Origin of the sequence: Rhizobium sp. AN5, assembly GCF_900215255.1 — a bacterium.
In the GTDB taxonomy this organism is placed as follows: Bacteria; Pseudomonadota; Alphaproteobacteria; order Rhizobiales; family Rhizobiaceae; genus Agrobacterium; species Agrobacterium tumefaciens.
This window is the reverse complement of record NZ_OCMJ01000004.1, coordinates 1,049,881-1,074,105: the sequence shown is the minus strand read 5'-3', so window position 1 is coordinate 1,074,105 and position 24,225 is coordinate 1,049,881. Positions and strand designations below refer to the sequence as shown.

Annotated in this window: 30 protein-coding genes, 1 tRNA gene and 1 pseudogene; 15 read left to right on the top strand and 17 right to left on the bottom strand. The window is 58.5% G+C overall.

The genetic code is table 11. The features are described 5' to 3' along the window. Positions 1 to 24: 24 nt before the first annotated feature. Complete coding sequence (locus tag CRP02_RS17715) at positions 25 to 1,182, bottom strand: pyridoxal phosphate-dependent aminotransferase (protein ID WP_025593298.1); 1,158 nt, start codon at positions 1,180 to 1,182, stop codon at positions 25 to 27. Between the two features lie 171 nt (positions 1,183 to 1,353). On the opposite strand from CRP02_RS17715, the gene CRP02_RS17710 reads away from it, so the two are divergent. The 5 genes from CRP02_RS17710 (at position 1,354) to aat (ending at position 5,173) form a co-directional block, all read left to right on the top strand. After that, entirely contained in the window at positions 1,354 to 2,121 is a 768-nt protein-coding gene (locus CRP02_RS17710) for a DsbA family protein (RefSeq protein ID WP_003512760.1), read from the top strand. A 124-nt stretch (positions 2,122 to 2,245) separates the two neighbouring features. After that, positions 2,246 to 2,683 (top strand): type II 3-dehydroquinate dehydratase, encoded by a 438-nt coding sequence (aroQ, locus tag CRP02_RS17705; RefSeq protein WP_003496340.1) that lies wholly within the window; start codon positions 2,246 to 2,248, stop codon positions 2,681 to 2,683. A gap of 25 nt (positions 2,684 to 2,708) precedes the next feature. Beyond that, complete coding sequence (gene accB / locus CRP02_RS17700; protein WP_097171842.1) at positions 2,709 to 3,194, top strand: acetyl-CoA carboxylase biotin carboxyl carrier protein; 486 nt, start codon at positions 2,709 to 2,711, stop codon at positions 3,192 to 3,194. Between the two features lie 12 nt (positions 3,195 to 3,206). Continuing rightward, positions 3,207 to 4,553 (top strand): acetyl-CoA carboxylase biotin carboxylase subunit, encoded by a 1,347-nt coding sequence (gene accC / locus CRP02_RS17695; protein ID WP_097171841.1) that lies wholly within the window; start codon positions 3,207 to 3,209, stop codon positions 4,551 to 4,553. A gap of 5 nt (positions 4,554 to 4,558) precedes the next feature. After that, positions 4,559 to 5,173, top strand: a complete 615-nt coding sequence (gene aat, locus CRP02_RS17690; protein ID WP_003512757.1) for a leucyl/phenylalanyl-tRNA--protein transferase — start codon at positions 4,559 to 4,561, stop codon at positions 5,171 to 5,173. 16 nt (positions 5,174 to 5,189) lie between these two features. Here the strand turns inward: aat and CRP02_RS17685 are convergent, their stop codons facing one another. The 5 genes from CRP02_RS17685 to gatB all read right to left on the bottom strand — a co-directional run bounded on the left by CRP02_RS17685 (position 5,190) and on the right by gatB (position 8,971). After that, complete coding sequence (locus CRP02_RS17685; protein WP_013635979.1) at positions 5,190 to 5,627, bottom strand: DUF2155 domain-containing protein; 438 nt, start codon at positions 5,625 to 5,627, stop codon at positions 5,190 to 5,192. 145 nt (positions 5,628 to 5,772) lie between these two features. Next, a complete protein-coding gene (locus CRP02_RS17680; RefSeq protein WP_013635978.1) occupies positions 5,773 to 6,171 on the bottom strand; it encodes an NADH:ubiquinone oxidoreductase subunit NDUFA12 in 399 nt (132 codons plus the stop codon). 109 nt (positions 6,172 to 6,280) lie between these two features. Next, positions 6,281 to 6,754 (bottom strand): GNAT family N-acetyltransferase, encoded by a 474-nt coding sequence (locus CRP02_RS17675; RefSeq protein WP_097102359.1) that lies wholly within the window; start codon positions 6,752 to 6,754, stop codon positions 6,281 to 6,283. Further along, positions 6,751 to 7,248 carry a GNAT family N-acetyltransferase gene (locus CRP02_RS17670; protein ID WP_097102358.1) on the bottom strand — a complete coding sequence of 166 codons (498 nt, stop codon included), beginning with the start codon at positions 7,246 to 7,248 and terminating at the stop codon, positions 6,751 to 6,753. Before CRP02_RS17670 ends, CRP02_RS17675 begins: the two co-directional genes overlap by 4 nt. A gap of 217 nt (positions 7,249 to 7,465) precedes the next feature. Continuing rightward, positions 7,466 to 8,971 (bottom strand): Asp-tRNA(Asn)/Glu-tRNA(Gln) amidotransferase subunit GatB, encoded by a 1,506-nt coding sequence (gene gatB / locus CRP02_RS17665; protein ID WP_097171840.1) that lies wholly within the window; start codon positions 8,969 to 8,971, stop codon positions 7,466 to 7,468. Between the two features lie 151 nt (positions 8,972 to 9,122). Between gatB and CRP02_RS17660 the strand changes: the two genes are divergently transcribed. Further along, positions 9,123 to 9,455, top strand: coding sequence for a DUF1294 domain-containing protein (locus CRP02_RS17660; protein WP_179784058.1), 333 nt, complete (start codon positions 9,123 to 9,125; stop codon positions 9,453 to 9,455). On the opposite strand, the gene CRP02_RS17655 is transcribed toward CRP02_RS17660, so the two are convergent. After that, positions 9,437 to 9,946, bottom strand: coding sequence for a GNAT family N-acetyltransferase (locus CRP02_RS17655; protein WP_065704678.1), 510 nt, complete (start codon positions 9,944 to 9,946; stop codon positions 9,437 to 9,439). The genes CRP02_RS17660 and CRP02_RS17655 overlap by 19 nt on opposite strands. A 239-nt stretch (positions 9,947 to 10,185) precedes the next feature. Between CRP02_RS17655 and CRP02_RS17650 the strand changes: the two genes are divergently transcribed. Next, on the top strand, positions 10,186 to 11,415 hold the full coding sequence (locus CRP02_RS17650) for a hypothetical protein (protein ID WP_141566653.1): 1,230 nt from the start codon (positions 10,186 to 10,188) through the stop codon (positions 11,413 to 11,415). 65 nt (positions 11,416 to 11,480) lie between these two features. Further along, positions 11,481 to 11,575, top strand: a tRNA-Arg gene (locus tag CRP02_RS17645). A gap of 69 nt (positions 11,576 to 11,644) precedes the next feature. On the opposite strand, the pseudogene CRP02_RS27980 reads toward CRP02_RS17645, so the two are convergent. Beyond that, a pseudogene (locus CRP02_RS27980) lies at positions 11,645 to 11,752 on the bottom strand (N-acetyltransferase); the annotation flags it as partial. A 233-nt stretch (positions 11,753 to 11,985) separates the two neighbouring features. On the opposite strand from CRP02_RS27980, the gene CRP02_RS17635 reads away from it, so the two are divergent. Beyond that, positions 11,986 to 12,243 carry a YjhX family toxin gene (locus CRP02_RS17635; RefSeq protein WP_003512746.1) on the top strand — a complete coding sequence of 86 codons (258 nt, stop codon included), beginning with the start codon at positions 11,986 to 11,988 and terminating at the stop codon, positions 12,241 to 12,243. A 59-nt stretch (positions 12,244 to 12,302) separates the two neighbouring features. Here CRP02_RS17635 and gatA read toward each other — a convergent pair whose 3' ends face one another. The 3 genes from gatA to CRP02_RS27580 form a co-directional block, all read right to left on the bottom strand. Then, entirely contained in the window at positions 12,303 to 13,784 is a 1,482-nt protein-coding gene (gene gatA / locus CRP02_RS17630; protein WP_003512742.1) for an Asp-tRNA(Asn)/Glu-tRNA(Gln) amidotransferase subunit GatA, read from the bottom strand. 55 nt (positions 13,785 to 13,839) lie between these two features. Further along, entirely contained in the window at positions 13,840 to 14,127 is a 288-nt protein-coding gene (gene gatC / locus CRP02_RS17625; protein ID WP_003512734.1) for an Asp-tRNA(Asn)/Glu-tRNA(Gln) amidotransferase subunit GatC, read from the bottom strand. A 125-nt stretch (positions 14,128 to 14,252) separates the two neighbouring features. Then, positions 14,253 to 14,957 carry a metal-dependent hydrolase gene (locus CRP02_RS27580; RefSeq protein ID WP_174001702.1) on the bottom strand — a complete coding sequence of 235 codons (705 nt, stop codon included), beginning with the start codon at positions 14,955 to 14,957 and terminating at the stop codon, positions 14,253 to 14,255. A gap of 84 nt (positions 14,958 to 15,041) precedes the next feature. Here CRP02_RS27580 and CRP02_RS27575 point away from each other — a divergent pair, with 84 nt between their 5' ends. Further along, entirely contained in the window at positions 15,042 to 15,344 is a 303-nt protein-coding gene (locus CRP02_RS27575) for an alkylphosphonate utilization protein (RefSeq protein ID WP_003512732.1), read from the top strand. Positions 15,345 to 15,359: 15 nt separating this feature from the next. After that, the gene (gene ruvX, locus CRP02_RS17615) at positions 15,360 to 15,839 is read left to right on the top strand and encodes a Holliday junction resolvase RuvX (protein WP_003512731.1); all 480 of its coding nucleotides are present in this window, start codon (positions 15,360 to 15,362) and stop codon (positions 15,837 to 15,839) included. Here ruvX and CRP02_RS17610 read toward each other — a convergent pair. The 5 genes from CRP02_RS17610 to CRP02_RS17595 form a co-directional block, all read right to left on the bottom strand. Then, on the bottom strand, positions 15,791 to 16,108 hold the full coding sequence (locus CRP02_RS17610; protein WP_097171837.1) for a DUF6105 family protein: 318 nt from the start codon (positions 16,106 to 16,108) through the stop codon (positions 15,791 to 15,793). The genes ruvX and CRP02_RS17610 overlap by 49 nt on opposite strands. Further along, on the bottom strand, positions 16,105 to 16,266 hold the full coding sequence (locus CRP02_RS27570) for a hypothetical protein (RefSeq protein ID WP_013635969.1): 162 nt from the start codon (positions 16,264 to 16,266) through the stop codon (positions 16,105 to 16,107). The genes CRP02_RS17610 and CRP02_RS27570 overlap by 4 nt, the downstream gene beginning before the upstream one ends. Before the next feature lie 267 nt (positions 16,267 to 16,533). Then, entirely contained in the window at positions 16,534 to 17,178 is a 645-nt protein-coding gene (locus CRP02_RS17605; protein ID WP_003512728.1) for a TetR/AcrR family transcriptional regulator, read from the bottom strand. Between the two features lie 135 nt (positions 17,179 to 17,313). Beyond that, positions 17,314 to 17,925: a GNAT family N-acetyltransferase gene (locus tag CRP02_RS17600; protein ID WP_003512727.1), complete on the bottom strand. Its 612-nt coding sequence runs from the start codon at positions 17,923 to 17,925 to the stop codon at positions 17,314 to 17,316. A gap of 139 nt (positions 17,926 to 18,064) precedes the next feature. Further along, complete coding sequence (locus CRP02_RS17595) at positions 18,065 to 19,717, bottom strand: acyl-CoA dehydrogenase family protein (RefSeq protein WP_097102345.1); 1,653 nt, start codon at positions 19,715 to 19,717, stop codon at positions 18,065 to 18,067. Between the two features lie 129 nt (positions 19,718 to 19,846). Between CRP02_RS17595 and CRP02_RS17590 the strand changes: the two genes are divergently transcribed. From CRP02_RS17590 to dprA, 4 genes are read left to right on the top strand one after another with little or no spacing between them, the layout of a single operon-like run. Next, positions 19,847 to 20,788 (top strand): aspartate carbamoyltransferase catalytic subunit, encoded by a 942-nt coding sequence (locus CRP02_RS17590; protein ID WP_003512724.1) that lies wholly within the window; start codon positions 19,847 to 19,849, stop codon positions 20,786 to 20,788. Continuing rightward, a complete protein-coding gene (locus CRP02_RS17585) occupies positions 20,785 to 22,077 on the top strand; it encodes a dihydroorotase (RefSeq protein ID WP_065657978.1) in 1,293 nt (430 codons plus the stop codon). Before CRP02_RS17590 ends, CRP02_RS17585 begins: the two co-directional genes overlap by 4 nt. A 48-nt stretch (positions 22,078 to 22,125) precedes the next feature. Then, positions 22,126 to 22,743: a glycerol-3-phosphate 1-O-acyltransferase PlsY gene (plsY, locus tag CRP02_RS17580; RefSeq protein ID WP_179784057.1), complete on the top strand. Its 618-nt coding sequence runs from the start codon at positions 22,126 to 22,128 to the stop codon at positions 22,741 to 22,743. Positions 22,744 to 22,764: 21 nt separating this feature from the next. Next, positions 22,765 to 23,904, top strand: coding sequence for a DNA-processing protein DprA (gene dprA / locus CRP02_RS17575; protein WP_097171836.1), 1,140 nt, complete (start codon positions 22,765 to 22,767; stop codon positions 23,902 to 23,904). Here dprA and CRP02_RS17570 read toward each other — a convergent pair. Beyond that, positions 23,860 to 24,090 (bottom strand): hypothetical protein, encoded by a 231-nt coding sequence (locus tag CRP02_RS17570; RefSeq protein ID WP_019565491.1) that lies wholly within the window; start codon positions 24,088 to 24,090, stop codon positions 23,860 to 23,862. The two genes, dprA and CRP02_RS17570, sit on opposite strands and share 45 nt — an antisense overlap. Between the last annotated feature and the right edge of the window lie 135 nt (positions 24,091 to 24,225).

Here is a 24,225-nt window from a genome sequence, read left to right as displayed (position 1 = left end):
CAAGGGGGAGAAGAACCCAACGGTTTATTTCAGCCAGCCCGCAATGCGCCCAACGGCCTCGGCAATATCCGACACCGAACCCGCATAGGAAATGCGCAGCGCCCTGTGGCCCTCCTCTGGATCGAAATCCATGCCGGGCGTCGCCGCCACATCGATTTCCGCCAGCATGCGTTTGGCGAAATCCATGCTGTCATTGGAAAAGCGGCTGGTATCGACATAGGCGTAAAATGCACCATCCATGGGAGACGCCAGCGGCAGGCCGATTTCCGGAAGGCGCGTCATCAGGAAATCGCGGTTGGTGCGGTAGCTTTCCCGGTAGACGTCCAGTTCCTCCGCCGCCGAAAAGGCTGCAGTTGCCGCCAGCTGGGATAGTTCCGGCGGTGAAATATACAGGCTCTGAGCGAGACACTCGACCGGACGGACGAGATTTTCCGGCAGGACCATCCAGCCGATGCGCCAGCCGGTCATGCAATAATATTTCGAGAAGGAATTGATGACGACGGCATTGTCGGTGAGTTCGAGCGCGCTCGTTTCCTCGCCGACGAAAGTAAGGCCGTGGTAGATCTCGTCGGAAATGAAGGCGATATCCCGGCTTTCGCAATAGTTTGCGAGCCGTTTCAGCGCTTCGCGGCCGGTGACCGTGCCAGTTGGGTTGGCCGGGCTTGCCAGGAGCACGCCCTTCAACTTGCAGCCCGCCCTCGTTTCCGCCCGCTCGAGGCTGGCAGGCGTCAGCGTATAGCCGGTTTCCGCCGTTACCGGAACTTCCACGACATTGAGGCCAAGCGCTTTCAAGATATTGCGATAGGCGGGATAACCGGGCCTTGCGATCGCGACATGATCACCGGCATCGAAAAGGCTGAGGAAGGCGAGGTTGAAAGCGGCAGAAGACCCGGTGGTAACGGCAATGCGCGCCGGATCGACGATAACCTGGTGGCGCAGCCGGTAGTGGCCGGCAATCGCTTCGCGCAACTCACGCAAGCCCAGCGCATCGGTATAGCCGATCCGCCCATGCTTCAGCGCCTCCTGCGCGGCCGCCAGAGAGGCTTTCGGTGCGGGATGGGAAGGCTGGCCGACCGCCATGGAAATGACGGGGCGTCCCGCCTGCCGTCGCCGGTTCGCCTCCGCCAGAATATCCATGGCGTGAAAGGGTTCGACTGCGCTCCGCTTCGACATCGTTATCAAGGGCATGCTCTTTCCTGAACCGTATTTCAGAGACTTGCCCCAGAATCACACGCTTCACAATCGTGCGACCATAATGCGGACAACTATTTTTGGCGTATGGCATTTGGCTTAAAGTAAGGTAATTGCATCATAACATTCATGAGGCATTGGCCGCACAGTATGAGGACCGATATGGCGCATCTTCTCCGTTCAACCCTTCTCGCCAGCGTAACGGCCCTTTCAATGGCTTTCGCTTCTCTGCCCGCCCATGCCCTCGATGACAAGCAGAAGAAGGAAATGGGCGAGTTCATCAAGCAATATCTGATCGAGAACCCCGAGATCATGCTTGAGGTTCAGGACGCGCTTGAACGAAAGCAATATGCGACCCGCAACGCCAAGGCGGCGGAAGCCGTGGCCGACAACCAGAAGACCATCTTCGAATCGAAATACGATCTGGCGCTCGGCAATCCGGACGGCGACGTCACGCTGGTCGAGTTCTTCGATTACAATTGCGGTTATTGCAAACGCGCCATGGGCGACATGGACAATATTCTGAAGACGGACAAGAAAGTGCGCGTCGTGCTCAAGGAATTCCCGATCCTCGGGCCGGAATCGGTCGCAGCACATCGGGTCTCCAACGCCGTCAAGCTGCTTGCGCCTGCCAAATATCCCGAATTCCAGCGGGCCTTGCTAGGCGGCCGCGGACGGGCGAATGAAGACAGCGCCATGGAAGTCGCGACGTCGCTTGGTCTCAAGGAAGCCGACATCCGCAAATCGATGGCAGAAAACCCCAACGACGCGCAGGTGCAGGAAACCTACAAGCTCGCCAACAGCCTCGGCATAACAGGAACACCGTCCTATATCGTCGGCAACGAGGCCGTTTTCGGCGCTGTTGGTGCGGACCCGTTGAAGGAAAAAATCGCCAATATGCGCAGCTGCGGAAAAGCCACCTGCTCCTGATTCCGCAAAAAGCCGCTGCATTCCCTGTGGATGCCGGGCCTGCCGGCTCTTTACGGCTTTCGGGGGCTTTTCCTTGAAGGCTGCGCAGTCTATAGGTGTCGCTGATTTTCTTATGGAAACACGAATGAGCAACATCATCATCGTCATCAACGGCCCCAATCTCAACATGCTGGGAAAAAGGGAACCGGGTATCTATGGTGGCAAGACGCTGAAAGACATCGAGAATGATTGTCTTGCTGCTGGTGCCGATCTCGGGTTCGCTGTGGAATTCCGCCAGTCCAACCACGAAGGCGTGCTCGTGGACTGGTTGCATGAGGCGGGAGAGAGAGCGGCAGGTGTCGTCATCAATCCCGGCGCCTACAGCCACACCTCGATCGCGCTGCATGACGCCATTCGTGCGATTTCCACGCCGGTCGTGGAAGTGCATATTTCCAACATCCACGCGCGGGAAGAGTTCCGTCACAAATCGATGGTATCGCCCGCCGCGAAGGGCATGGTCTGCGGTTTCGGACCATATGGCTACATCATGGCGCTTCACGCGCTGAAGAACATCACGGCATAAAAAGAAACAAAGAATAGGGTTTGTCATGTCTGAAAAGAAACAGGGTATCGACAAGGAACTGATCCGCGAGCTCGCGAATATCCTCAACGATACCGACCTTTCGGAAATCGAAGTGGAGCAGGAAGACCTGCGCATCCGCGTTTCCCGCGCCGCTCCGCCCACCACGGTATATGCCGCAGCGCCCACCGGTTACGCAGCACCGGTGCCAGCCCCTGCAGCGGCGGCAGTTGCCGCTCCGGCAGCACCTGCGGTCGCCACAGCACCTGCCCGCAACCCGGCCAATACCGTTACCTCGCCAATGGTCGGCACGGTCTACCTGTCGCCTGCTCCGGGCGCACGTCCGTTCGTCGAAGTGGGCGCGACCGTCAAGGAAGGCCAGACCATCCTCATCGTCGAAGCCATGAAGACCATGAACCAGATCCCGGCTCCGAAGTCCGGCAAGGTCGTGGAAATCGTCGTCAACGACTCACAGCCCGTGGAGTATGGTGAAGCTCTCGTGGTCATCGAATAAAGGCGGTTCAGCATGGTTTCGAAGATCCTCATAGCCAACCGCGGCGAGATTGCGCTGCGCGTCCTGCGCGCTGCCAAGGAGCTTGGCATTCCGACAGTCGCCGTGCACTCCACCGCAGACGCGGACGCCATGCATGTGCGCCTTGCCGACGAAAGTGTGTGCATCGGCCCGCCGCCTTCGCGTGACAGCTACCTCAACATCCACCAGATCGTTGCGGCCTGCGAAATCACCGGTGCGGACGCCGTTCACCCCGGTTACGGCTTCCTGTCGGAAAACGCCAAGTTCGCCGATATCCTCGACGCGCACGGCATTACCTTCATCGGACCGACCGCAGAGCATATCCGCCTTATGGGCGATAAGATCACCGCCAAGCAGACGGCGCAGGAACTCGGTATTCCCGTGGTTCCCGGCTCCGACGGCGAAGTAAAGCCCGAGAATGCGCTCGAAATCGCCCGGACGATCGGTTTCCCGGTCCTGATCAAGGCGACGGCAGGCGGCGGCGGTCGCGGCATGAAGGTGGCGAAGACGGAAGCGGATCTCGACGAAGCGGTCTCGACGGCCCGCTCCGAAGCGGCAGCTGCGTTCGGCAACGACGCCGTTTATATGGAAAAATATCTCGGCAAGCCGCGCCATATCGAAGTGCAGGTTTTCGGCGACGGCGAAGGCAACGCCATTCACCTTGGCGAACGCGACTGCTCGCTGCAGCGCCGTCACCAGAAGGTGCTGGAAGAGGCAAACTCCCCGGCCCTTACCGTTGAACAGCGCATGGAGATCGGCGAAATTTGCGCAAGCGCCATGCGCAAGCTGAAATATCGCGGTGCCGGCACCATCGAGTTCCTTTACGAAAACGGCGAGTTCTATTTCATTGAAATGAACACGCGTCTTCAGGTGGAACATCCGGTCACGGAAGCGATCACCGGCATGGACCTCGTGCAGGAACAGATCAGGGTTGCTTCGGGACAGGGCCTGTCGGTCACGCAGGCGGATATCGAATTCCATGGCCATGCCATCGAATGCCGTATCAATGCCGAGGACCCGCGCACCTTCGTTCCCTCCCCCGGCACGTTGACCTATTTCCATACGCCGGGCGGCCTTGGAGTGCGCGTCGATTCGGGTGCCTATCAGGGCTACAAGATCCCGCCTTATTACGACAGCATGATCGGCAAGCTTATCGTTCACGGTCGCGACCGTGACGAATGCATCCGCCGTCTGCGCCGGGCACTGGACGAGTTCGTCGTCGACGGCATCAAGACCACGCTCCCGCTTTTCCAGGATCTTCTTCAGAACGAAGATATCCTCAGCGGCAATTACGACATTCACTGGCTGGAAAAATACCTGGCCGGTGATGCGTCTCACTAAGAGATATGGTTGGGCGGCGCAGCAAAAATAACGGCATAACCGTCGATATATTGCTGCGCGCCTATTCCGCCGGCCTGTTTCCGATGGCCGATTCGGCTGACGATCCTGAGCTTTTCTGGGTCGAGCCGGAAATACGCGGCATCATTCCGCTCAACGATTTCCACATTTCCAAAAGCCTCGCCAAGGCGATGCGCAAGAAGCCGTTCGAGATACGCTTCAATACCGCTTTCGAAGCGGTGATGGCAGGATGTGCGGCGGAAGCGCCTGACAGGCCGAGCACCTGGATCAACGCCACCATTCGCAAGCTCTACACCGAACTGCACCAGATCGGCCATGCCCATAGTGTCGAAGCGTGGGATGGCAAGGAACTTGTCGGCGGGCTTTACGGCGTGTCGCTTGGGGCCGCATTCTTCGGCGAAAGCATGTTTTCCCGCCGCACCAACGCCTCGAAAATTTGCCTCGTGCATCTGGTGGAGCGGCTGAGAGCAAGCGGTTTCGTGCTGCTCGACACTCAATTCACCACCGAGCATCTGAAGACATTCGGCGCGATCGACGTGCCGAAGCAGCAATACGCGAAAATGCTCGATCAGGCCGTCAACCAGCCAGACCTGCAATTCTAAAAATCATAACGTAACGTTATTTGCTTGCCGTTGAGGGAGCGGGAACTTCGGAGTCCTGCTTGCAGCCCGTCAGCCATACGTCATAGATCGGGTGCTCGACGGCATTGAGGCCGGGGCTGTCGGCGAACATCCAGCCGGTGAAAATCCGCTTGATCTTGCGGTCGAGAGTGATTTCATCCACCTCGATGAAAGCATCGATCTTCTGGGCTTCCGTCTGGTCGCGCGAGTAACAGACCTTAGGAGTCACCTGGAGCGCGCCGAACTGAACCGTTTCGTCGATATAGACATCGAAGGACGTAATGCGGCCGGTGATCTTGTCGATGCCGGAAAACACTGCCACGCGGTTTTCGAGACGGGCGGCGGAGACGGGCGACACGAGGATGACAGCAGAGACCGCTGCAAACAGCGAGACTGTCAGCGCACGCAAAGAACGATCCCGCGTGAATATCCTCATACGATATGTCTCCAAAAAATTGCCTGTGTCGGGACGACGACCGGATCAACGCGTAAGGGCGGAATGTGGCAAAAACCGGTGAGGTCGGGTGCCAAGCTCGGCGTTTTGCACAACACCGCGCATCACAATGCTCATTTTGCCCGGCTCAGTTGCCGGGGGTCCAGGCGTCGTAGTCGCCGGTTACGCGTGGACGCTCGCCCGCGACCGCCAGCGATCCCTGTGGGCGATAGGCCTTGGATGTGCCGGTGAGGTTGGCCTGATGTGCCTTCTGCCATTCCCGCGGAACGTAGGTTTCCTGGCTCGGCGGCACGTCGGTGCGGTAGTGCATCCAGCCATGCCAGCCGGGCGGAATGGCCGAAGCTTCGGCATAACCATTATAGATCACCCAACGGCGCGGCATGCCCCAGGAGGTGGTGCCGCCTTCGTAATAGGTGTTGCCCAACTCGTCCTGTCCGACCTTCTTGCCGAAACGCCAGGTGTGAAACCGCGTTCCGATCGTCTGGCCGTTCCACCAGGTGAAGATTTGCGTCAGGAGAGTCTTCATTATGCGTTCCTCGGGCTTGAATGCGCCGCAGCGATTTTCCGTGCACGGCACAAGACAAGCTTATGCCGCCCCTCACGGCGATTGTCCAGTATTTCCCGATATATCCGCGCTATTTCAGCTTCATCCTGAAACCGAAATGCCGCTTCTCGAAACCCAGCCGCTCGTAAAAGCGATGGGCATCGAGCCTCGCTACGTTGGAGGTGAGCTGTACGGCTTTCATGCCCTTGGCGCGCGCTTCATCAAGGCAATAGTTGATCATGACCGCACCGATGCCACGGCCGCGCATGTCGGGCCGCGTCTGCACCGCTTCAATCACCATGGATTTGGCGCCGCGCCCGATAAGCTTGGTGAGGATGGCCGTCTGGAAAGTGCCGACGATCTCGCCGTCCAGTTCCGCCACGTAAAGCGTCTCTGTGGGAGACGCCCCGATATCGCGGAAGGCCGCGAGATAGTCCGGCAGCGCCGATTCGTCGGCCGTATCGCCGTGGCCTCCGATTTCGTCAGCGGCATAGATGGCCGCGAGTGCGGGAACATCCTCTTGCCGTGCCGTGCGGATTATCAGCGTGTCTATTGTCGCATTCATCGTTTCAGGCTCTTTTCCATGACGATACCGGGAAAACCATCGATACCCGCCATACGCTCGATTCGGTCAACCTCGGTAAAACCTACGCCTTCATAAAAGGCTATTGCGACAGTATTTTTGGGCTCCACTTCCAGACGCATGATTTCCGCATCCGGAAAGCAGGTTTCAAGCTCGGCGAAGAGATCGCGGCCGACGCCCTGACGCTGAAGATCGGGTGCTACGTAAAGCTGGTGCAGTAACGCGGTTTTCGCCATCTTGGTGGACATGGAGCCATAAGCCATTCCGCCGATCCGCTTGCCATCATCAGCCACCAGAAACTCACCGCCCTTTTTCTCAACGCGGTCCTTCATGGCCTGCGGCGAATGCCACGCGGCTATCAGCTCGTTCACCTTGTCTGCGCCGTAGATCGCGTCATAGGTGGCGTGCCATGTCGTGGCGAGCAAGGTGCGTACCGGCTCGATATCTCGCAAACCTGCCGTGCGGATAAAAAACATGATCGGGCTCCGTCTCACAATAGAAAAAGCCGGGCGTTGATCCCGGCAGCAAGCGATGTCATCCCCCAATCTCGACGTCATCCTCGGGCTTGTCCCGAGGATCTAATCACGTTTAATCTTGTGGGTCGTTAGATCCTCGGGACAAGCCCGAGGATGACGAAGGAGAGGTCTACAGTCTTTCTGAACCTTTTCTGAGGGCCACTCCGACCCGCAGTTCCTATTCTTCCTCGATGCCGAGCTTGGCCTTCACCAGCGCCTGCACGGCCTGCGGGTTGGCCTTGCCGCCCGTCGCCTTCATGACCTGGCCGACGAACCAGCCGGCAAGCGTCGGCTTCGCCTTCACCTTCTCGACCTGATCGGGGTTGGCGGCGATGATTTCATCCACGGCCTTTTCGATGGCGCCGGTATCCGTCACCTGCTTCATGCCGCGCGTCTCGACGATTTCGGCCGGGTTGCCGCCCTCGTTCCAGACGATTTCGAACACATCCTTGGCGATTTTGCCGGAAATGGTCTCTGCCTTGATGAGATCGATAATGCCGCCGAGCTGTTCCGGCGAAACCGGCGTCGTCTCGATGTCCTTGCCTGATTTGTTCAGCGCGCCAAGAAGATCGTTGATGACCCAGTTGGCGGCGGCCTTCGGATCACGACCAGCGGCAACCGACTCGTAATAATCGGCGATCGCCTTTTCCGAAACGAGGATCGAGGCGTCGTAGACCGACAGGCCGAGATCGGCCACGAAACGGGCCTTCTTGTCATCAGGCAGTTCCGGCAGATCGACCTTCAGCGCCTCGACGAAAGCATCGTCGAATTCGAGCGGCAGCAGGTCCGGATCGGGGAAATAGCGATAGTCATGCGCGTCTTCCTTGGAGCGCATGGAGCGCGTCTCGCCCTTGCCGGGATCGAACAGGCGGGTTTCCTGATCGATGACACCGCCGTCTTCGAGAATGGCGACCTGACGGCGCGCCTCATATTCGATGGCCTGGCCGACGAAGCGGATGGAGTTGACGTTCTTGATTTCGCAACGCGTGCCGAAACCTTCGCCCGGGCGGCGCACGGACACGTTGACGTCGGCACGCATCGAGCCTTCGTCCATGTTGCCATCGCAGGTGCCGAGATAACGCACGATGGACCGCAGCTTGGTGAGATAGGCCTTTGCCTCATCTGACGAGCGCATGTCGGGCTTGGAGACGATTTCCATCAGCGCCACGCCCGAACGGTTCAGGTCCACGAAGGACATGGTAGGGTGCTGGTCGTGCATGGACTTGCCGGCGTCCTGCTCCAGATGCAGGCGCTCGATGCCGATCTCGATATCCTCGAAATTGCCCTGACGGTCCGGACCGAGTGAAATCGTGATGATGCCCTCACCGACGATCGGGTCCTTGAACTGCGAAATCTGGTAGCCCTGCGGCAAATCCGGATAGAAGTAGTTCTTGCGGTCGAAGATCGAACGGTTGTTGATCTTGGCCTTCAGGCCGAGACCGGTGCGCACCGCCTGCTTGACGCATTCCTCGTTGATGACGGGAAGCATGCCGGGCATGGCGGCGTCCACCAGCGACACGTTGGAGTTCGGCGCATTGCCGAAAGTGGTCGAAGCGCCGGAAAACAGCTTGGAATTGGAGAGAACCTGCGCATGCACCTCCAGGCCGATCACGATTTCCCAATCGCCAGTGGCGCCGGGAATGAAGCGTTTCGGGTCGGGGGTGCGCACGTCTACAAGGGTCATATGAAGCTCACGATATACGGGTTCTTTGGCTTTGGTGGGTAGAACAAATGGAGCGCGGGCGCAAGACATCTTGCACCCTGTCGCGCCAGGCACCGGATTTTCGCCGGAACCGGATACGCGTTTTTTACGGTTCTCAGTTTCAATTCACGTCATGACCATGATCGCTCTCTGCTTCATGACCTATATCGCCTTCAATCTTTTCGTCTTTCTTGTCTATTGGTGGGACAAGGAGGCGGCAAGAAACGGTGGCTGGCGCATTCGGGAAAGTACTCTGTTATTGCTTGCTTTCATTGGCGGCAGCATGGGCGCAGTCTCGGCTCAACGCCTGCTGCGCCACAAAACCCGCAAGGAACCCTTCCGCAGCATCCTGATATCCATCGTAATTTTACAGGTGGGCCTTGTCGCGTCCCTCGCCATCATGCCGGACTGGCCGATACGGCTTGTAAACGGCCTGCAGACGCTCTCTCAGAACCCCGGCCCATAAAGGCCGCTCTCGACCTCGACCAACTGCTTTTGCAGGCCGACGGATTGCACGTCGCGATCAAGCTTCGGCGCATAGGAGACGGAGAGCCAGTGGACGCTGTAACCGTGATGACGGAAAAAGGCGACCGCCGGTTCGTTCTGCGCATGGGTTTCAAGCCGGATGGTTTCGAAATCACGTTGCAATATCTGCCGTTCGATATCTGCAAGCAGGAGACTGCCTATACCCCTGCGCTGAAAATCCGGATCGATCCAGAAATCGGAAATCGCCTCGTTGAAATGTTCCCGTGCCGCCCATCCGGCAACCGCGCCGCCGAACTCGGCCACGCGGATGGCAAGCCAGGACGAGCGGGTGAAATTGGAAAAGGCACTGGCTGCGTTATCGTAAAGCGTCGTGGTAATGCCGAGCGCCGTTGTGGCCTGCCGCCATGCCCTGAGGCCGATGGCGGCCAGAACCTCCGCTTCCTGCTCCTGCGCATTGCGAATGACGATCAAGCCGCGCCCTCCATGGCCCAACGAAGTAAAGCATCGGTCGCGCGATTCGGCCAGTGCGGCCTTGAAGAGTACCAGCGTGTGCCTGTGATCGACTAAGGAGCCTTAAAAAACACACTTAGAGCGAAGACTCCCATGAAGTAACGATGTCTACCTTTTTTATTAGAATCCCTCTTCATGGCTTGAAGGTTCGAGGCTAACATTCTTGGTTGTTGTTATGAACGGAATGGCGAGAAAAGGCTGTGCTTCAAAGAATCTTTCCTTATCTCCGATCAGGGGAGAAAATTCCCCACAATCTGATGCTCGACGCTCTAAATCAAATTACGGACGGCTTGTTTACTGACAAGCGTCGTGCCGTGGCCAGCTCCCTCTCTGAGACAGCCGGTCAATATCTGCCAGATGAACATCTCTTAGATTTCATCAGCGCAAAAATAAATCAAAGTGATCTTACAACAATCATCAACGAGAGAAAAATCTTCATCGCTAGACTGCAGGACTTACTCCCATCCATTGTCCAGATTTTAGATTTGATAGATTTTGCCAACATCAGTTCGGCCGTTCATCAAATAAATGACTGTTGCCGGGACTATCCGTCGGTCATGGTGTCTGAATACTCAAGTAAGAAGCGAAAGAAAATCCTACGTGACATCAACACCCTGATAACTCAAACTAATGAGTTGGAGAGCCTACTCGATCAAGCCGCTCGTCATATCGACATTCAATATGCACACCACAAAACTGCGCTGCATCAAGTATTGAATGACAGCACCTATTATCCAATCCGTCACATCGAGGAGTTGCGCGGAGAACTAAAGGTGTTGCGTTTTGCCGCCGAGCTGACTCGTTATGAGGATGAGAATGGCGGGACAGCGTTTTATGTAGGAGACAACAAAGGGCGGACCCACATCGTAGAGTGCGCATACCGCCTTTCCCTTCAATTTCAGTCACCCGAATTTGTCACGACACCCGGGTCATCATTCTCAATTCTATGCAGTTTGATATTTGAACTCGCGAGTGGCATATCCGATGAGAGCTTGGCGGGAGCGATAAACAGATTTGCTCGTAGTGAACTGAGAGTGGAGATAGATCGGGACGAGATAATTTCTCGCTACGAAAACAGCGATGAAGGAATGCGAGAGCGAGAGGCCGATAACTTTGCTGACGTGAAGCAGCGTATTAAGGAGCTCTCAAAATCTGAAGAATTCTGGAGAAAAATGATGTCCGCTCGTGAGTGGGATAAGTTTTCTGAGAGCCAAATAGCATTACGTCTCGTCGACGTTTTAGAGCAACGGGAAAAGGCAACTCTCACCCATGGACCTCATTTGGTTTGGGCAAGCCAAATAAGCCCATCGACAAGACAATCATATATGGATGAATTGCTAGACCATGAGCAGCAAAGGTTGAAACTGGCGATAGAAGTCGGGCAACAGAAACGTCGGGCGAATTTATCAACCCGCTTTTCGGAAAAATAACAAATCTGCGTCAACATCGTAGAACGCAGTCGGGGTATATCTCGAACGTGCCTGAGACGGCATGTCGCGGTGTAGCGCAATGGATAGCGCACTTGCTTTCTACGACAAGATTTACCCCTTGCCGGGCAAGAGGTTGCGGGTTCGAATCCTGCCACTGCGGCTTAATCCATTCGCTCTGCGTTAATGGCTTTCTCATCGAACCGCTTACAACGTCTCGACAATTTGTCGTATCCACATCGATCCAGAAATAGGAAATCGCCTCGTTGAAATGTTCCCGTGCCGCCCATCTGGCAACCGCCCCGCTAGACTCCGCCACCCGGACGGCAAGCCAGGCCGAACACATCGCGAAGGCACCGGCCGGCGACACGCGCCGGACTTGACCGCGCAGGTCTCCCCCGCTAACCAAAAAGAGCAAACAAGGAGCTTTTATGTTCGCTCAATCGGAGTCCCGGTAACGGCCCTGCCCGCAAGTTTCTTGCGCGCCGGGCCATGATGAAACCGACCTGGATGCCTTAACGGCACCCGGACTTGTTTTCATGCGTCTAGAAGACGCCGACCGGATTTCCGACAATGGACATTTCCCGCGCCGAACAGCGCATTCTTCACCTGCTCGCCCAGGGCGGCAGCATAGAACTCGTTCGAGACGACCATCACAAAATCGAAAAACTCGCGCTCTATACGCGCGACGGCTGGATTTTCAGCGGCCTCGATCTCCTCACCTTCCGCAAACTGAAACGGAAGCGGGCCATCGCCTCGTCAGGCGGCAAGCCTTACCGCATCACGACGCGTGGCTTGGAACTCGTACGGGGTGAACTGGACAATCGATAAAAACAAACGGGCGGCACTTGATGCCGCCCGTGACAATTATAAAGCTTTTGTTCAGCCGCTTACCACCACTTGGCGGGCGTGAACTTGCCGGCAGCCTGCTCGATGGCATGTGCCGTCTTGAAGAGTGTCTCCTCTTCGAACGGCTTGCCGATGAGTTGCAGGCCGAGCGGCAGGCCCTTGCCGTCCAGGCCGGCAGGCACCGAAAGGCCGGGAAGACCGGCCATGTTGACCGTGATGGTGAAGACGTCCTGGAGGTACATCTTCACGGGATCGGAAGCGAGTTCCTCATCACCGACAGCGAAGGCGGAAGACGGAGTAATCGGCGCCAGAATGGCGTCGACGCCCTCATGGAAGACGTTTTCGAAATCGCGCTTGATCAGCGTGCGGACCTTTTGCGCCTTCAGGTAATAGGCATCGTAGTAACCGGCTGACAGCACGTAGGTGCCGACCATGATACGGCGCTGCACTTCCTTGCCGAAACCGGCTGCACGGCTCTTCTCGTACATGTCGGCAATGTCCTTGCCGTCGACGCGCAGGCCGTAACGTACGCCATCATAACGAGCGAGGTTGGACGAAGCTTCCGCGGGCGCGACGATGTAATAGGCAGGAAGCGCGTATTTGGTGTGCGGCAGCGAGATATCGACCACTTCGGCACCGGCATCGCGCAGCCATTCGACGCCCTTTGCCCAGAGCTTTTCGATTTCTTCCGGCATGCCATCGACGCGATATTCCCTGGGGATACCGATCTTCAGGCCCTTGAGCGACTGGCCGATGGCCTTTTCGTAATCCGGCACCGGCAGGTCGACGGAGGTCGTATCCTTTGCGTCAACACTCGCCATCGTCTTCAACAGGATAGCGGCGTCGCGCACGTCACGTGCGATCGGGCCGGCCTGATCGAGCGAGGAAGCATAAGCAACGATGCCGTAACGCGAGCAACGGCCATAAGTAGGCTTGATGCCGACAGTGCCGGTAAAGGCCGCCGGCTGGCGGATGGAGCCGCCGGTGTCGGTTGCCGTGGCGCCAGCGCACAGATGCGCGGCAACGGCTGCGGCCGAACCGCCGGAGGAACCACCGGGCACCAGCTTCTGCTCGGAGCCGTTGGCGCGCCAGGGGTTGATGGCCGGACCGTACCAGGAGCTTTCGTTGGACGAGCCCATGGCGAACTCGTCCATGTTGAGCTTGCCGAGCATGACGGCGCCCTGGTCCCAGAGGTTCTGGGTGACGGTCGATTCGTATTTCGGCTTGAAGCCATCGAGAACATGCGAACACGCCTGCGTGTGCACGTCACGGGTGGCGAAAAGGTCCTTCACGCCGAGCGGAACGCCTTCCAGCTCGCCCGCCGCGCCTGCGGCGATTCGGCCATCGGAGGCTTTCGCCATGTCGCGCGCCTTTTCAGGCGTCAAGGCAACATAGGCGTTCAGCGCGCCGTTGGCGGCGTCGATGGCGGCAATATAGGCGTCGGTCAGCTCGAGGGCGGAAAACTCTTTCGCCTTCAGCTTTTCGCGGGCTTCGGCAATGGTCAGGCTCGTCAGGTCGGTCATGGTCGGCAACGGCTTTCGAAATCTTGGAAAAATCGGGCGGCAAACGGCGGTCGGCTTACTCGACCACTTTCGGAACCATGAAGAAGTCCCGGTCGGTCGCAGGCGCATTGGCGACGATGTCTTCCGCCTTGTTGCCGTCGGTCACGACGTCGGCACGCTTTTTCATATCCACGGGGGTAACGGAGGTCATCGGCTCGACGCCGTCAACATTCACTTCCGAAAGCTGCTCCACGAAACCGAGTATGCCGTTCAACTGGCCAAGCATATTTTGTGCTTCGTCTTCAGTAACAGCGATACGGGCAAGGCGCGCAACGCGCTTTACGGTGGCGAGATCGACGGACATGGTTCTACTCCGGTCAGAATTTTCCTAACCGCTATAATCACCATGTCCGCCATTCGCAACGGTAGAAAGCATGTCGCGTAAAACTGTGTAGCGGTTTTGCGGTAGCGACACGCGTCAGCAAAATGTCAGAAGGACAGTATTTCGCCCGGCTTCGGCGTGTGGACGCGCGCATCCGAGCCTTCCATGCCGGCCACGAACTTCTCCGGCGTCTGGTCAACGATCGGGAAGGAACCGTAGTGGCAGGGAATGACGTTGGCGAATTTGAAAAAGCGCTGGCAGGCAAGTGCAGCCACCGCACCACCCATGGTGAAGCGGTCGCCGATTGGCACGAGACCGATATCCGGCTGATGCAATTCGTTGATGAGCTTCATGTCGGAGAAAATATCCGTATCGCCCATATGATAGACGGCCGGACCGTCTTCGAAATGCAGCATCAGTCCATTGGCGTTGCCGAGTGAATGGGAAACGCCATCCTCGGTGATCTGGGCGGACGAATGCAGCGCATTGGTGAAGGTTACGGAAAAACCGTCGAAATGTACCGTGCCGCCGGTATTGCCCATATCGACCTTCGCCACGCCCTTGGTGGAAAGCCAGGCGGCGAGATCGGCATTGGCAAGCACCGTCGCGCCCGTTTCGCGAGCAAGCTGGACGGTATCCCCTACATGATCGCCATGGCCATGGGTCAGGAGAATATGGGTGATGCCTTCAGCCGCGTTTTTCGCATCCTGTCCGGCAAAACCGGGATTGCCGGTGAAAAACGGATCGATAAGGATCTTCGCGCTGCCGTTTTCAAGGCGGAAGGCGGAATGGCCGAGCCAGGTGATTTTCATGGGAAGTTCTCCTTTGTATTGCCCGTATATTATGACATAGGACGGCTTGAACAACCGCACTACCGATATTTCAGAGAGGCGACAATGGCCGCGGATAATGACGATTACGTATATGACGAGGCGACCGGCGAATGGCGGCCTGCGTCCGAGTTGGCCGCAGAAGCTTTGCGCGCGAACGAAGTGCGCGATGCGGCAGGCAATGTGCTTGCGGATGGTGACCAGGTAACGCTGATCAAGGATCTGAAGGTCAAAGGCACCAATACGGTCATCAAGCAGGGCACCGTCATCAAATCGATCCGCCTGACCGGAAACCCGGAAGAAATCGATTGCAGGCACGAGACGGTCAAGGGTCTGGTGCTGCGCACCGAATTCGTCCGCAAAAGATAAAGGACAGCGTACGACATGGCGATACTTACCATCGAGGAGCTCGCGGAAACGCTTCAGCCGGCACAGGCGATTGCGGGCCTCGACCTTGGGACGAAAACCATCGGACTTGCCATGTCGGACCTGTCGCGGCGCTTCGCCACGCCGCGCCCCGTCATCAAACGGGTCAAATTCACTCGGGATGCCGAGGTGCTGCTGGCCTTTGCCGAAAAGGAAAAGGTATCCGCCTTCATCATCGGCCTGCCCATAAACATGGATGGATCTGCCGGACCACGCGCGCAGGCAACACGCGCCTTCGTTCGTACCATGGGGGAAAAAACCGCCCTGCCCTTCATTTTCTGGGATGAACGGCTTTCAACGGTCGCCGCCGAACGTGTGCTTCTGGAAATGGATGTCTCTCGCGCCAAACGGGCCGAACGCATCGATTCGGCAGCCGCAAGCTTCATTCTTCAGGGCGCGCTGGACAGGCTTTCGGCACTCGCCCGCGCAACCGGCTGACGTCCCTGCCACCAATTGGCAATCTGTTTTCGCTTGCGGAAAGCAAGGATCGCAAAAACGATCAGGCTGTCGACCGCTATGGCGCGCGCGACCAGCGGCGGCAGGCTTTCCGGCGGCAGGCCGAGGATATCGCCGTAAATCTGGAATACCAGATCATGCGTCTGACGCGTCAGCATGAAGAAGCTGAAGCTCAAGTCGTAATAGGATAGCCAGTACCAGCTGCCGAGCAATGCAACGGGACCGGCCCAGAGGATCAAAAACCACTTCATGCAGTCTGCTCCCGCGTGAAAATCGTATCGGGAATGCCAGCAAGCACCGCCCAGCGCACCAGAGCCATCAGGCAAAGGTTAAACGCCGGCGCGTCAATATCCAACGGCAGCATAGCAAAAAACGTCATCATGACGCCCAAAGCTGTCCAGCGGCTCACTTGCGGCTCCCTTATACGCAGTCATTGCGCATGGTTAACATTTTGTTAATGCACACTGGACCGGTAACCATGGCTAAGCAAATGAAAGCTGTCGGTATGGTTAACGGTGGCGGGTCCGGCTGTGGAAAACACCCCTCACGAAGCCAACGGCATGCGATGCCCCAAGGTTGCCGGCCCGCTGAAAACATGGTTGATTTTTCGTCAAATATCGGCCGATTTTGTTAAAGCGACGGTCTCGACGGTCTCGCCCGACTCTTTACGCCGGGTTCAGCCGTAAACGCCGCGCACCAGTCTTTTGACGGCGGTTGCAATCTTGTCCCAGTCCTTGTCCGACTTCAACGGCACGCCGGCGAACTGGCCGCTGGTGGCGGCGGAAATCACGAGATGCTGGATGGCGGCAAACAACACGGCATTGACGGCTGCGGTATCCACGCCCTTGGGTGCTGCCAGCGATCCGCGCATGCGCTCCAGCCATTTGCCGAGCGATTTGGCGCGGGCTTCGGCAAGCTGCCTGACCTGCGGCGAGCCATCCGACACTTCCCAGGCAATGATCTTGCAGACGAGAGGATCGCTGCGCAGCGCATCCATGAAATAAAGCGCCAGCTTTTCCATGAGATCGCCATAGGTCAACAGGAACATGCCGCCGGTATCTTCAGGAATACGGTCCTTCACCCAGGATCCGAGATCCTCGCCGATCGCCTCGATCAACCCTTCCAGACCGCCGAAATAACGGTAGATGAGTTGCTTGTCGCATCCGGCGCGGCGGGCAACGGCGTTGATGCCGAAACCCTGAAAGCCCTCTTCGGCCAGAAGCGACCGCGCCGCCTCAAAAATCGCCTTCTCGGTCGCAGCGCGATCCTTGATGCGCTTTTCCGGCTTGTCGGCTGAAATCACCTCTGCGGTCGCCAGCATGCTTCCCTACCCGTCTTTTAAAAGGCCTGACCCAACGGGTTAACAAAGCATGAAGACGAGGACAATGCGGCGGAGTGGCTGGGGAGAAGGTTCCTGTGGATGAGTGAAGATCGAGGACCCGTACCCCGCAAATAATCACTCCAGCGCCATTCCAAACCACACGGTGCCAGGTGTGTCGTGGGTTTCGAGACGTTTGAAGCCGCGGGTTTCCCAAAAGCGAATACCCGCCTGGTTGCGCTCGCTGGCGCCGAGGTGGATGCCGTAGACGTTGTTTTGTCTCGCCATATCCAGCCAGCGCGACAAAAGCCGCGTGCCGCCGCCCTTGCCCTGCGTGCGTGGCAGAAGGTTCAAGTGGATATGGGCCGGAAACGGATCGGTCAGCCAGGTTGGCGTGTGGCGCGGGTGGTGGATGAAATGTGCACGGCGCTGATCGGCGTCCCATGTTTGCTGATCGCCAACGGGGTCGGGATAAAGGGCGCGCAGATGCGGCCACCACTCACGCTCCAGCCGCTCATCATGCAAGGCGGTATCGAGCGCGCCGGCGATGTAACCGCAGACACCCTCTTCGTCTTCCGCCACAAAAACGGCATCGGGCCACAGATGCAGATAAGGCACGGAATAAATATGCCCCACCATGCGACCATCGCGATAAAGCGGGGTGGCATCCTGCCCGGCATCGCCGGTGGCAAGACTGATGGCGTAGAGCGCCTCTTCATCTTCAGGACGGGCGGAGCGGAAGGTCAGCATCTGCTATCGCCCTCCATCTCCATGCGCGCGCACGCGCCCAACGACTGAAAGACAGAAATACGCCCCACGCCAACGCCTTTTCTCAAATCCGATACCCCTCCCACAGGGACTGCAACAACAGCCTTCCACCCTTTATCGGTCAGGACGCGGGCGGATACAATAAATCGATTATATAATTCGGATCAAAGCGAGAATCGAGCATGCCGTAAGTATGTCGCCAACCACCCGCCAGACGGGTTTCGAGGAAGGCGTCTGCGATCTTGCCGGCACCGAGCCGGCAAAGCTCGGCGGCAGCGGCAGCAAGTGCGAATTGCTCCACCAGCAGGCGGGCAGCACCCTCATCGCGTTCCGCAAGCGCGATCGCGGCGCGCAGCACATCCGTGGTCTTTTTGCCGGCGGGTCCGAGATCGCGCTCCAGCGTCTGGAAAACGAGATCGAACAGATCCTTGCCGCGCTGAAGAACACGCAGCACATCCAGCGCCATGACGTTGCCGGAGCCTTCCCAGATGGCATTGACCGGCGCTTCGCGGTAGTGGCGGGCAATCGGCCGTTCTTCCACATAGCCGTTGCCGCCAAGGCACTCCATCGCCTCGTAGATCAACGCCGGCGCGATCTTGCAGCACCAGTATTTCACAATCGGCGTCATCACCCGCGCATAGGCCGCCTCGGCGGCATTGTTGCGGGCGGCATCGAATGCCGATGCCAGCCGGAAGGAGAGTGCCGTCGCGGCTGCGACATCCAGCGCCATATCGGCGAGAACGCGCGTCATGATCGGCTGGCTGACCAGCGTCTTGCCGAAGACGGAACGGCCGCGTGCGAAATGCACGGCTTCGGCGAGCGAAGCGCGCATCATGCCGGCGGATGCCAAAGCGCAGTCGAGCCGCGTCAGCGTCACCATGTCGAGAATGGTGCGCACACCGCTGCCGGGTTCACCCAGAAGATAACCGAAAGCATCGGTGAACTCGACTTCGGCGGAGGCGTTGGAGCGGTTGCCGAGCTTGTCCTTCAGGCGCTGGAAATGCAGGCCGTTGGCGGAACCGTCTTCCAGATAACGCGGCACCAGGAAACAGCCCATGCCGTCGCCCATCTGTGCCAGCATGACGAAACCGTCGCTCATCGGCGCGGACAGGAACCATTTGTGGCCGGACAGGCGATAGATGCCTTCGCCCACCCGCTCTGCCGTGGTGCGGTTGGCGCGCACATCCGTGCCGCCCTGCTTTTCCGTCATGCCCATGCCGACGGTGACGGCGGTTTTCTGCAAGGCCGGTTTCTGCGAGGAATCATATTTCCGCGACAGTATCTTCGGCACCCATTCCTTCTGCACACGCGACGAGGTCATGATGGCGGCGACGGAGGCGCTGGTCATGGTCAACGGGCAGAGATGCCCGGCCTCGAGCTGCGAGGTCAGATAAAATTTGGTGGCGCGCGCCTTGTGTTCATTGCCGCGCGTCTCAGCCGCATTTTCCCAGACGCTGGAATGAAGACCCGATGACATGGAACGGCGCATCAGCGCGTGCCATGCGGGATGGAACTCAACCTGATCGAGACGTTCCCCGCGCGGGCCATGCGTGTGCAGCTGCGGCACGCCCTGATTGGCCATGCGCGCCAGTTCCTGCGCCTCGTGCGAGGTGACGTAACGGCCGAGTTGGTCGAACTCGTCCCTCAGATTGCGTGACAGGCCGGATGTGAGGTCGACGATCAGCGGATCGGAACGATAGGCATTGATACCGGACCATAGGCTAGGCTGGTTTAGTTCGGCGAGCGATTCTTCTGTCCGGTTCATGCCTGTCATTCGCATCCTTCTATCGGGATTCGTGCTTTATTGCGTGTATATGCCAAAACCCGGCTTATCGCATGCTTGCCCGCAAAGCCACCTGTCTTTATAGACCCGTTGACTATTGCGACCCGGAGGACAATTTCCATGGTCTATTTTCCCCACCGCCATCTCCTCGGCATCAAGGGGCTTTCCCATCAGGATATAACCCTGCTTCTCGACAAGGCCGACGAAGCGGTGAAAATCAGCCGTCAGCGCGAGAAAAAAACCTCGACGCTTCGGGGCCTCACGCAGATCAACCTGTTCTTCGAAGCCTCGACCCGGACACAATCCTCCTTCGAACTTGCCGGAAAACGGCTTGGCGCCGATGTGATGAACATGTCGGTCAGCAATTCCTCGGTGAAGAAGGGCGAAACGCTGATTGACACGGCGATGACGCTGAACGCCATGCGCCCCGATGTGCTGATCGTGCGTCACTCCTCGGCCGGTGCCGCAGCCCTTCTCGCGCAGAAGGTTGCCTGCTCTGTGGTCAATGCCGGCGACGGCCAGCATGAACACCCAACGCAGGCCCTTCTCGACGCGCTGACCATTCGCCGCGCCAAGGGTGATCTTTCGGGAATAACGGTGGCGATCTGCGGCGACGTGCTGCATTCGCGCGTTGCCCGCTCCAACATCATCCTGCTCAACCAGATGGGCGCGCGCGTGCGCGTCGTGGCTCCCGCGACGCTCCTTCCCTCCGGTATCCGCGACATGAGCGTCGAGGTCTTCCATGACATGAAGGAAGGCCTGAAGAACGCCGATGTTGTGATGATGCTGCGCCTGCAGCGCGAGCGCATGTCCGGCTCCTTCGTGCCTTCGGTGCGCGAATATTTCCACTATTACGGTCTCGATGCCGAAAAGTTGAAGGCAGCGAAAGAAGACGCGCTGGTCATGCATCCCGGCCCGATGAACCGTGGCGTGGAAATCTCCTCCGAAGTGGCTGATGGTCCGCAGAGCGTCATCGAAAGCCAGGTGGAAATGGGGGTTGCCGTGCGCATGGCCGTCATGGAAACCCTGCTTGTCTCGCAAAATCAGGGTGAGCGCGTATGAGTGCCGTGACCGTTCTCAAAAACCTTCGCATCGTTGATCCCTCCCGCAATCTGGACGAGGTGGGCAGCATCGTCATCGGTGCCGATGGCACGATCCTCGCCTCCGGCGGGCAGGCACACAACCAGGGTGTGCCCGAGGGTGCGACGGTTCGCGACTGCAAGGGACTGCTGGCCGTTCCCGGTCTGGTGGATGCCCGCGTCTTTGTCGGTGAGCCGGGCGGCGAACACCGTGAAACCATCGAATCCGCATCGCGCGCGGCGGCGGCTGGCGGCGTCACCAGCATCATCGTCATGCCGGACACCGACCCTGTTATCGACGACATTGCGCTGGTCGAATACGTAAAAAAGGCGGCACGCGACAAGGCGCTCGTCAATGTGCATCCCGCCGCAGCCCTGACCAAGGGCCTCAACGGCGAGGAAATGACCGAGATCGGCATGCTGAAGGAAGCCGGTGCGGTTGCCTTCACCAATGGCCGCAGGGCGCTTTCCGACACGCTGGTGCTGCGCCGCGCCATGACCTATGCGCGCGAATTGGGTGCGGTGATTGCACTTGAGACCCGCGACAAATATATCGGCGGCGGCGACATGAACGAGGGGCTTTTCGCAAGCTGGCTCGGTCTGTCCGGAATCCCCAAGGAAGCCGAAATCATTCCGCTGGAGCGCGACCTGCGCATTGCCGGTCTGACGCAGGCGATCTACCACGCCGCCAAGATTTCCGTGCCGGAATCGGCAGAAGCGATCCGTCTTGCCCGGCAGCGGGGCGTCAAGGCGACCTGCGGCATCTCGATCAACCATCTGACGCTGAACGAGAACGATATCGGCGAATACCGTACCTTCTTCAAGCTCTCACCTCCCTTGCGAGCCGAAGACGACCGCAAGGCCATGGTCGAGGCGCTGAAGGACGGCACGATCGACATCATCGTTTCCTCGCACGACCCGCAGGATGTGGACACCAAGCGCCTGCCCTTTTCGGATGCGGCAAGCGGTGCGGTGGGGCTGGAAACCATGCTGGCGGCGGCGCTTCGCCTTCACCACAGCGGCGAGGTTCCGCTGATGCGGCTGATCGATGCGCTTTCCACCCGCCCGGCGAAAATCTTCGGTCTGGATGCGGGAACGCTTAAAGCCGGCGCGAAAGCCGATATCACGCTGATCGACCTCGACGAGCCTTGGCTGGTTGCGAGAGATCAACTGGTGTCGAAATCCAAGAATACGCCGTTTGAGGATGCCCGTTTCAGCGGCCGCGCTGTCGCCACTTATGTGGCTGGCAAAGCGGTTCATTCCTTGGCATAAGATCACGGACATGGGATCACGCAGGCGCGCGACGAGAGGGAACGTTGAATGAGTGCTTTGACTGACTGGCAGACGGCGCCTGCCCTTCTCGCGCTTGCGGCGCTGATTGGCTATCTATTCGGCTCGATACCCTTCGGCCTGCTTCTTACCCGCATGGCGGGGCTGGGCGATGTGCGCAAGATTGGTTCCGGCAATATTGGCGCCACCAATGTGCTGCGCACCGGCAACAAGAAACTCGCCGCAGCGACATTGCTGCTCGATGCGCTGAAGGGCACCGCCGCAGTGCTCGTCGCCAATGCGCTCTGGGGTTACGAGGCGTCGCTGGTTGCCGGTTTCTTTGCCTTTCTCGGCCATCTGTTTCCGGTGTGGCTCGGCTTTAAAGGCGGCAAGGGCGTTGCCGTCTATATCGGCGTGCTTCTCGGCGCTGCACCCCTGATGATGCTGGCTTTTGCGCTGATCTGGCTCGCAACCGCGTTCATCACCCGGTATTCCTCGCTGTCGGCGCTGGTTGCCATGCTTGTGATCCCGGTCGCCCTCTGGATAGTCGGGCCTGAAAAGACGGCACTGCTGGTAACGTTGCTCAGCGTGATTTCCTGGTGGAAACACCGGGAAAACATCGCACGGCTTCTGGCCGGCACGGAAAGCAGGATCGGGCAAAAGGGCTAAGGCCCGCTTTAGGGATACGTCATGCCGCATGAGGAAACGACACGGCAGGGCATCAAGCTTTCCGCGCGGCAGCGGGTCGCATGGCTTCGGCTGATCCGCAGCGACAATATCGGCCCCGTCACCTTCCGCGAACTCATCAATCATTTTGGCAGCGCTGAAAAAGCGCTCTCTGCCCTGCCCGAGCTTTCAAGGCGCGGCGGTTCATTGCGCAGCCCGCGCATTGCCACACAGGCGGAAGCGGAAGCCGAAATCGAAGTCGCAGACACATTCGGCGCTCGTTTCGTCGGCATCGGTGAGCCGGACTATCCGCCTGCCCTGCGACAGCTCGACGGCGCACCGCCACTGATCGCCATGAAGGGATCGGCATGCACCGCAACAAGACCTTGCGTCGGCATTGTCGGATCACGTAACGCCTCCATCAACGGCGCGAAATTCGCCGCGATGCTGGCGCGCGATTGCGGTCGTGCGGGCTATACGATCGCTTCCGGGCTGGCGCGCGGCATCGATGCGGCAGCACACCGGGCGAGCCTCGCAACCGGCACGGTGGCCATGCTGGCGGGCGGTCTCGATCGTCCCTACCCGCAGGAAAATTTCGAGCTCTTGCAGGACATCTACGAACAGGGCGGCGCGACGATCAGCGAAATGCCCTTCGGCTGGGAGCCACGCGCGCGGGATTTCCCCCGCCGCAACCGGCTGATATCAGGCGTCTCGCTCGGCGTCGTCATAGTGGAAGCGGCGGAACGCTCCGGTTCGCTGATCACGGCGCGGCTTGCCGGCGAAGCGGGCCGGCTGGTTTTCGCCGTGCCAGGCTCCCCACTCGACGCGCGCTGCGAAGGCACCAACCGGCTGATCAAGGAAGGCGCGATGCTGACCACGGGGGCGGCCGATATTCTCGATGCGCTACGACCGCTGATGGAACCGCAATTGCCCTATGACCGCAAGGTCGAGGAACCACGATCCGATGAGGAGATGTCACCGCCCGGAGATGACGAGCGCAGCATCATTGCCGCAGCCCTCGGGCACTCGCCCGTCGAAACGGACGATATCATTCGCCACACGGGTTTTTCCGCAGCCACGGTTCACATGGTGCTGCTGGAACTCGATATTGCCGGGCGGTTAAACCGGCACGCCGGGGGGCGGGTTTCGCTCCTCGCGGATTGAAAGCTTGCGCCGCCCGCTCTGGATATCGCCGACTTCCACATAGGCCATTTCAATCAGATAGCACAGCATGTCGGCGCCCTCGCGATTGGCGACGAGCCTCAGTTCCGCGAGCATCTGGCGAATGTAAGCCAAGTTCTCTCTGGTCCCTTCATTATCGGCATTATTGTTTGTTGCGTTCGGGACCATATATCTATCCTGGAAATTCAACCTGAAACAAAGAGCATTACGTCAATTCAAATCATGTTGGTCACTATAACCAATTTACCAAAGATTGCAATACAACGATAGATTATCCATAGGTTGCAATCGCCTTGGAGCGAT

What these genes read in the sequence shown, in the direction of transcription:
- CRP02_RS17710 (WP_003512760.1), top strand. Translation starts at nt 1,354, where the DNA reads ATGGCGCATCTTCTCCGTTCAACCCTTCTCGCCAGCGTAACGGCCCTT.
- aroQ (WP_003496340.1), top strand. Translation starts at nt 2,246, where the DNA reads ATGAGCAACATCATCATCGTCATCAACGGCCCCAATCTCAACATGCTG.
- accB (WP_097171842.1), top strand. Translation starts at nt 2,709, where the DNA reads ATGTCTGAAAAGAAACAGGGTATCGACAAGGAACTGATCCGCGAGCTC.
- accC (WP_097171841.1), top strand. Translation starts at nt 3,207, where the DNA reads ATGGTTTCGAAGATCCTCATAGCCAACCGCGGCGAGATTGCGCTGCGC.
- aat (WP_003512757.1), top strand. Translation starts at nt 4,559, where the DNA reads ATGGTTGGGCGGCGCAGCAAAAATAACGGCATAACCGTCGATATATTG.
- CRP02_RS17685 (WP_013635979.1), bottom strand. Translation starts at nt 5,627, where the DNA reads ATGAGGATATTCACGCGGGATCGTTCTTTGCGTGCGCTGACAGTCTCG.
- CRP02_RS17680 (WP_013635978.1), bottom strand. Translation starts at nt 6,171, where the DNA reads ATGAAGACTCTCCTGACGCAAATCTTCACCTGGTGGAACGGCCAGACG.
- CRP02_RS17675 (WP_097102359.1), bottom strand. Translation starts at nt 6,754, where the DNA reads ATGAATGCGACAATAGACACGCTGATAATCCGCACGGCACGGCAAGAG.
- CRP02_RS17670 (WP_097102358.1), bottom strand. Translation starts at nt 7,248, where the DNA reads ATGTTTTTTATCCGCACGGCAGGTTTGCGAGATATCGAGCCGGTACGC.
- gatB (WP_097171840.1), bottom strand. Translation starts at nt 8,971, where the DNA reads ATGACCCTTGTAGACGTGCGCACCCCCGACCCGAAACGCTTCATTCCC.
- CRP02_RS17660 (WP_179784058.1), top strand. Translation starts at nt 9,123, where the DNA reads ATGACCATGATCGCTCTCTGCTTCATGACCTATATCGCCTTCAATCTT.
- CRP02_RS17635 (WP_003512746.1), top strand. Translation starts at nt 11,986, where the DNA reads ATGGACATTTCCCGCGCCGAACAGCGCATTCTTCACCTGCTCGCCCAG.
- gatA (WP_003512742.1), bottom strand. Translation starts at nt 13,784, where the DNA reads ATGACCGACCTGACGAGCCTGACCATTGCCGAAGCCCGCGAAAAGCTG.
- gatC (WP_003512734.1), bottom strand. Translation starts at nt 14,127, where the DNA reads ATGTCCGTCGATCTCGCCACCGTAAAGCGCGTTGCGCGCCTTGCCCGT.
- CRP02_RS27580 (WP_174001702.1), bottom strand. Translation starts at nt 14,957, where the DNA reads ATGAAAATCACCTGGCTCGGCCATTCCGCCTTCCGCCTTGAAAACGGC.
- CRP02_RS27575 (WP_003512732.1), top strand. Translation starts at nt 15,042, where the DNA reads ATGGCCGCGGATAATGACGATTACGTATATGACGAGGCGACCGGCGAA.
- ruvX (WP_003512731.1), top strand. Translation starts at nt 15,360, where the DNA reads ATGGCGATACTTACCATCGAGGAGCTCGCGGAAACGCTTCAGCCGGCA.
- CRP02_RS17610 (WP_097171837.1), bottom strand. Translation starts at nt 16,108, where the DNA reads ATGAAGTGGTTTTTGATCCTCTGGGCCGGTCCCGTTGCATTGCTCGGC.
- CRP02_RS17605 (WP_003512728.1), bottom strand. Translation starts at nt 17,178, where the DNA reads ATGCTGGCGACCGCAGAGGTGATTTCAGCCGACAAGCCGGAAAAGCGC.
- CRP02_RS17600 (WP_003512727.1), bottom strand. Translation starts at nt 17,925, where the DNA reads ATGCTGACCTTCCGCTCCGCCCGTCCTGAAGATGAAGAGGCGCTCTAC.
- CRP02_RS17595 (WP_097102345.1), bottom strand. Translation starts at nt 19,717, where the DNA reads ATGACAGGCATGAACCGGACAGAAGAATCGCTCGCCGAACTAAACCAG.
- CRP02_RS17590 (WP_003512724.1), top strand. Translation starts at nt 19,847, where the DNA reads ATGGTCTATTTTCCCCACCGCCATCTCCTCGGCATCAAGGGGCTTTCC.
- CRP02_RS17585 (WP_065657978.1), top strand. Translation starts at nt 20,785, where the DNA reads ATGAGTGCCGTGACCGTTCTCAAAAACCTTCGCATCGTTGATCCCTCC.
- plsY (WP_179784057.1), top strand. Translation starts at nt 22,126, where the DNA reads ATGAGTGCTTTGACTGACTGGCAGACGGCGCCTGCCCTTCTCGCGCTT.
- dprA (WP_097171836.1), top strand. Translation starts at nt 22,765, where the DNA reads ATGCCGCATGAGGAAACGACACGGCAGGGCATCAAGCTTTCCGCGCGG.
- CRP02_RS17570 (WP_019565491.1), bottom strand. Translation starts at nt 24,090, where the DNA reads ATGGTCCCGAACGCAACAAACAATAATGCCGATAATGAAGGGACCAGA.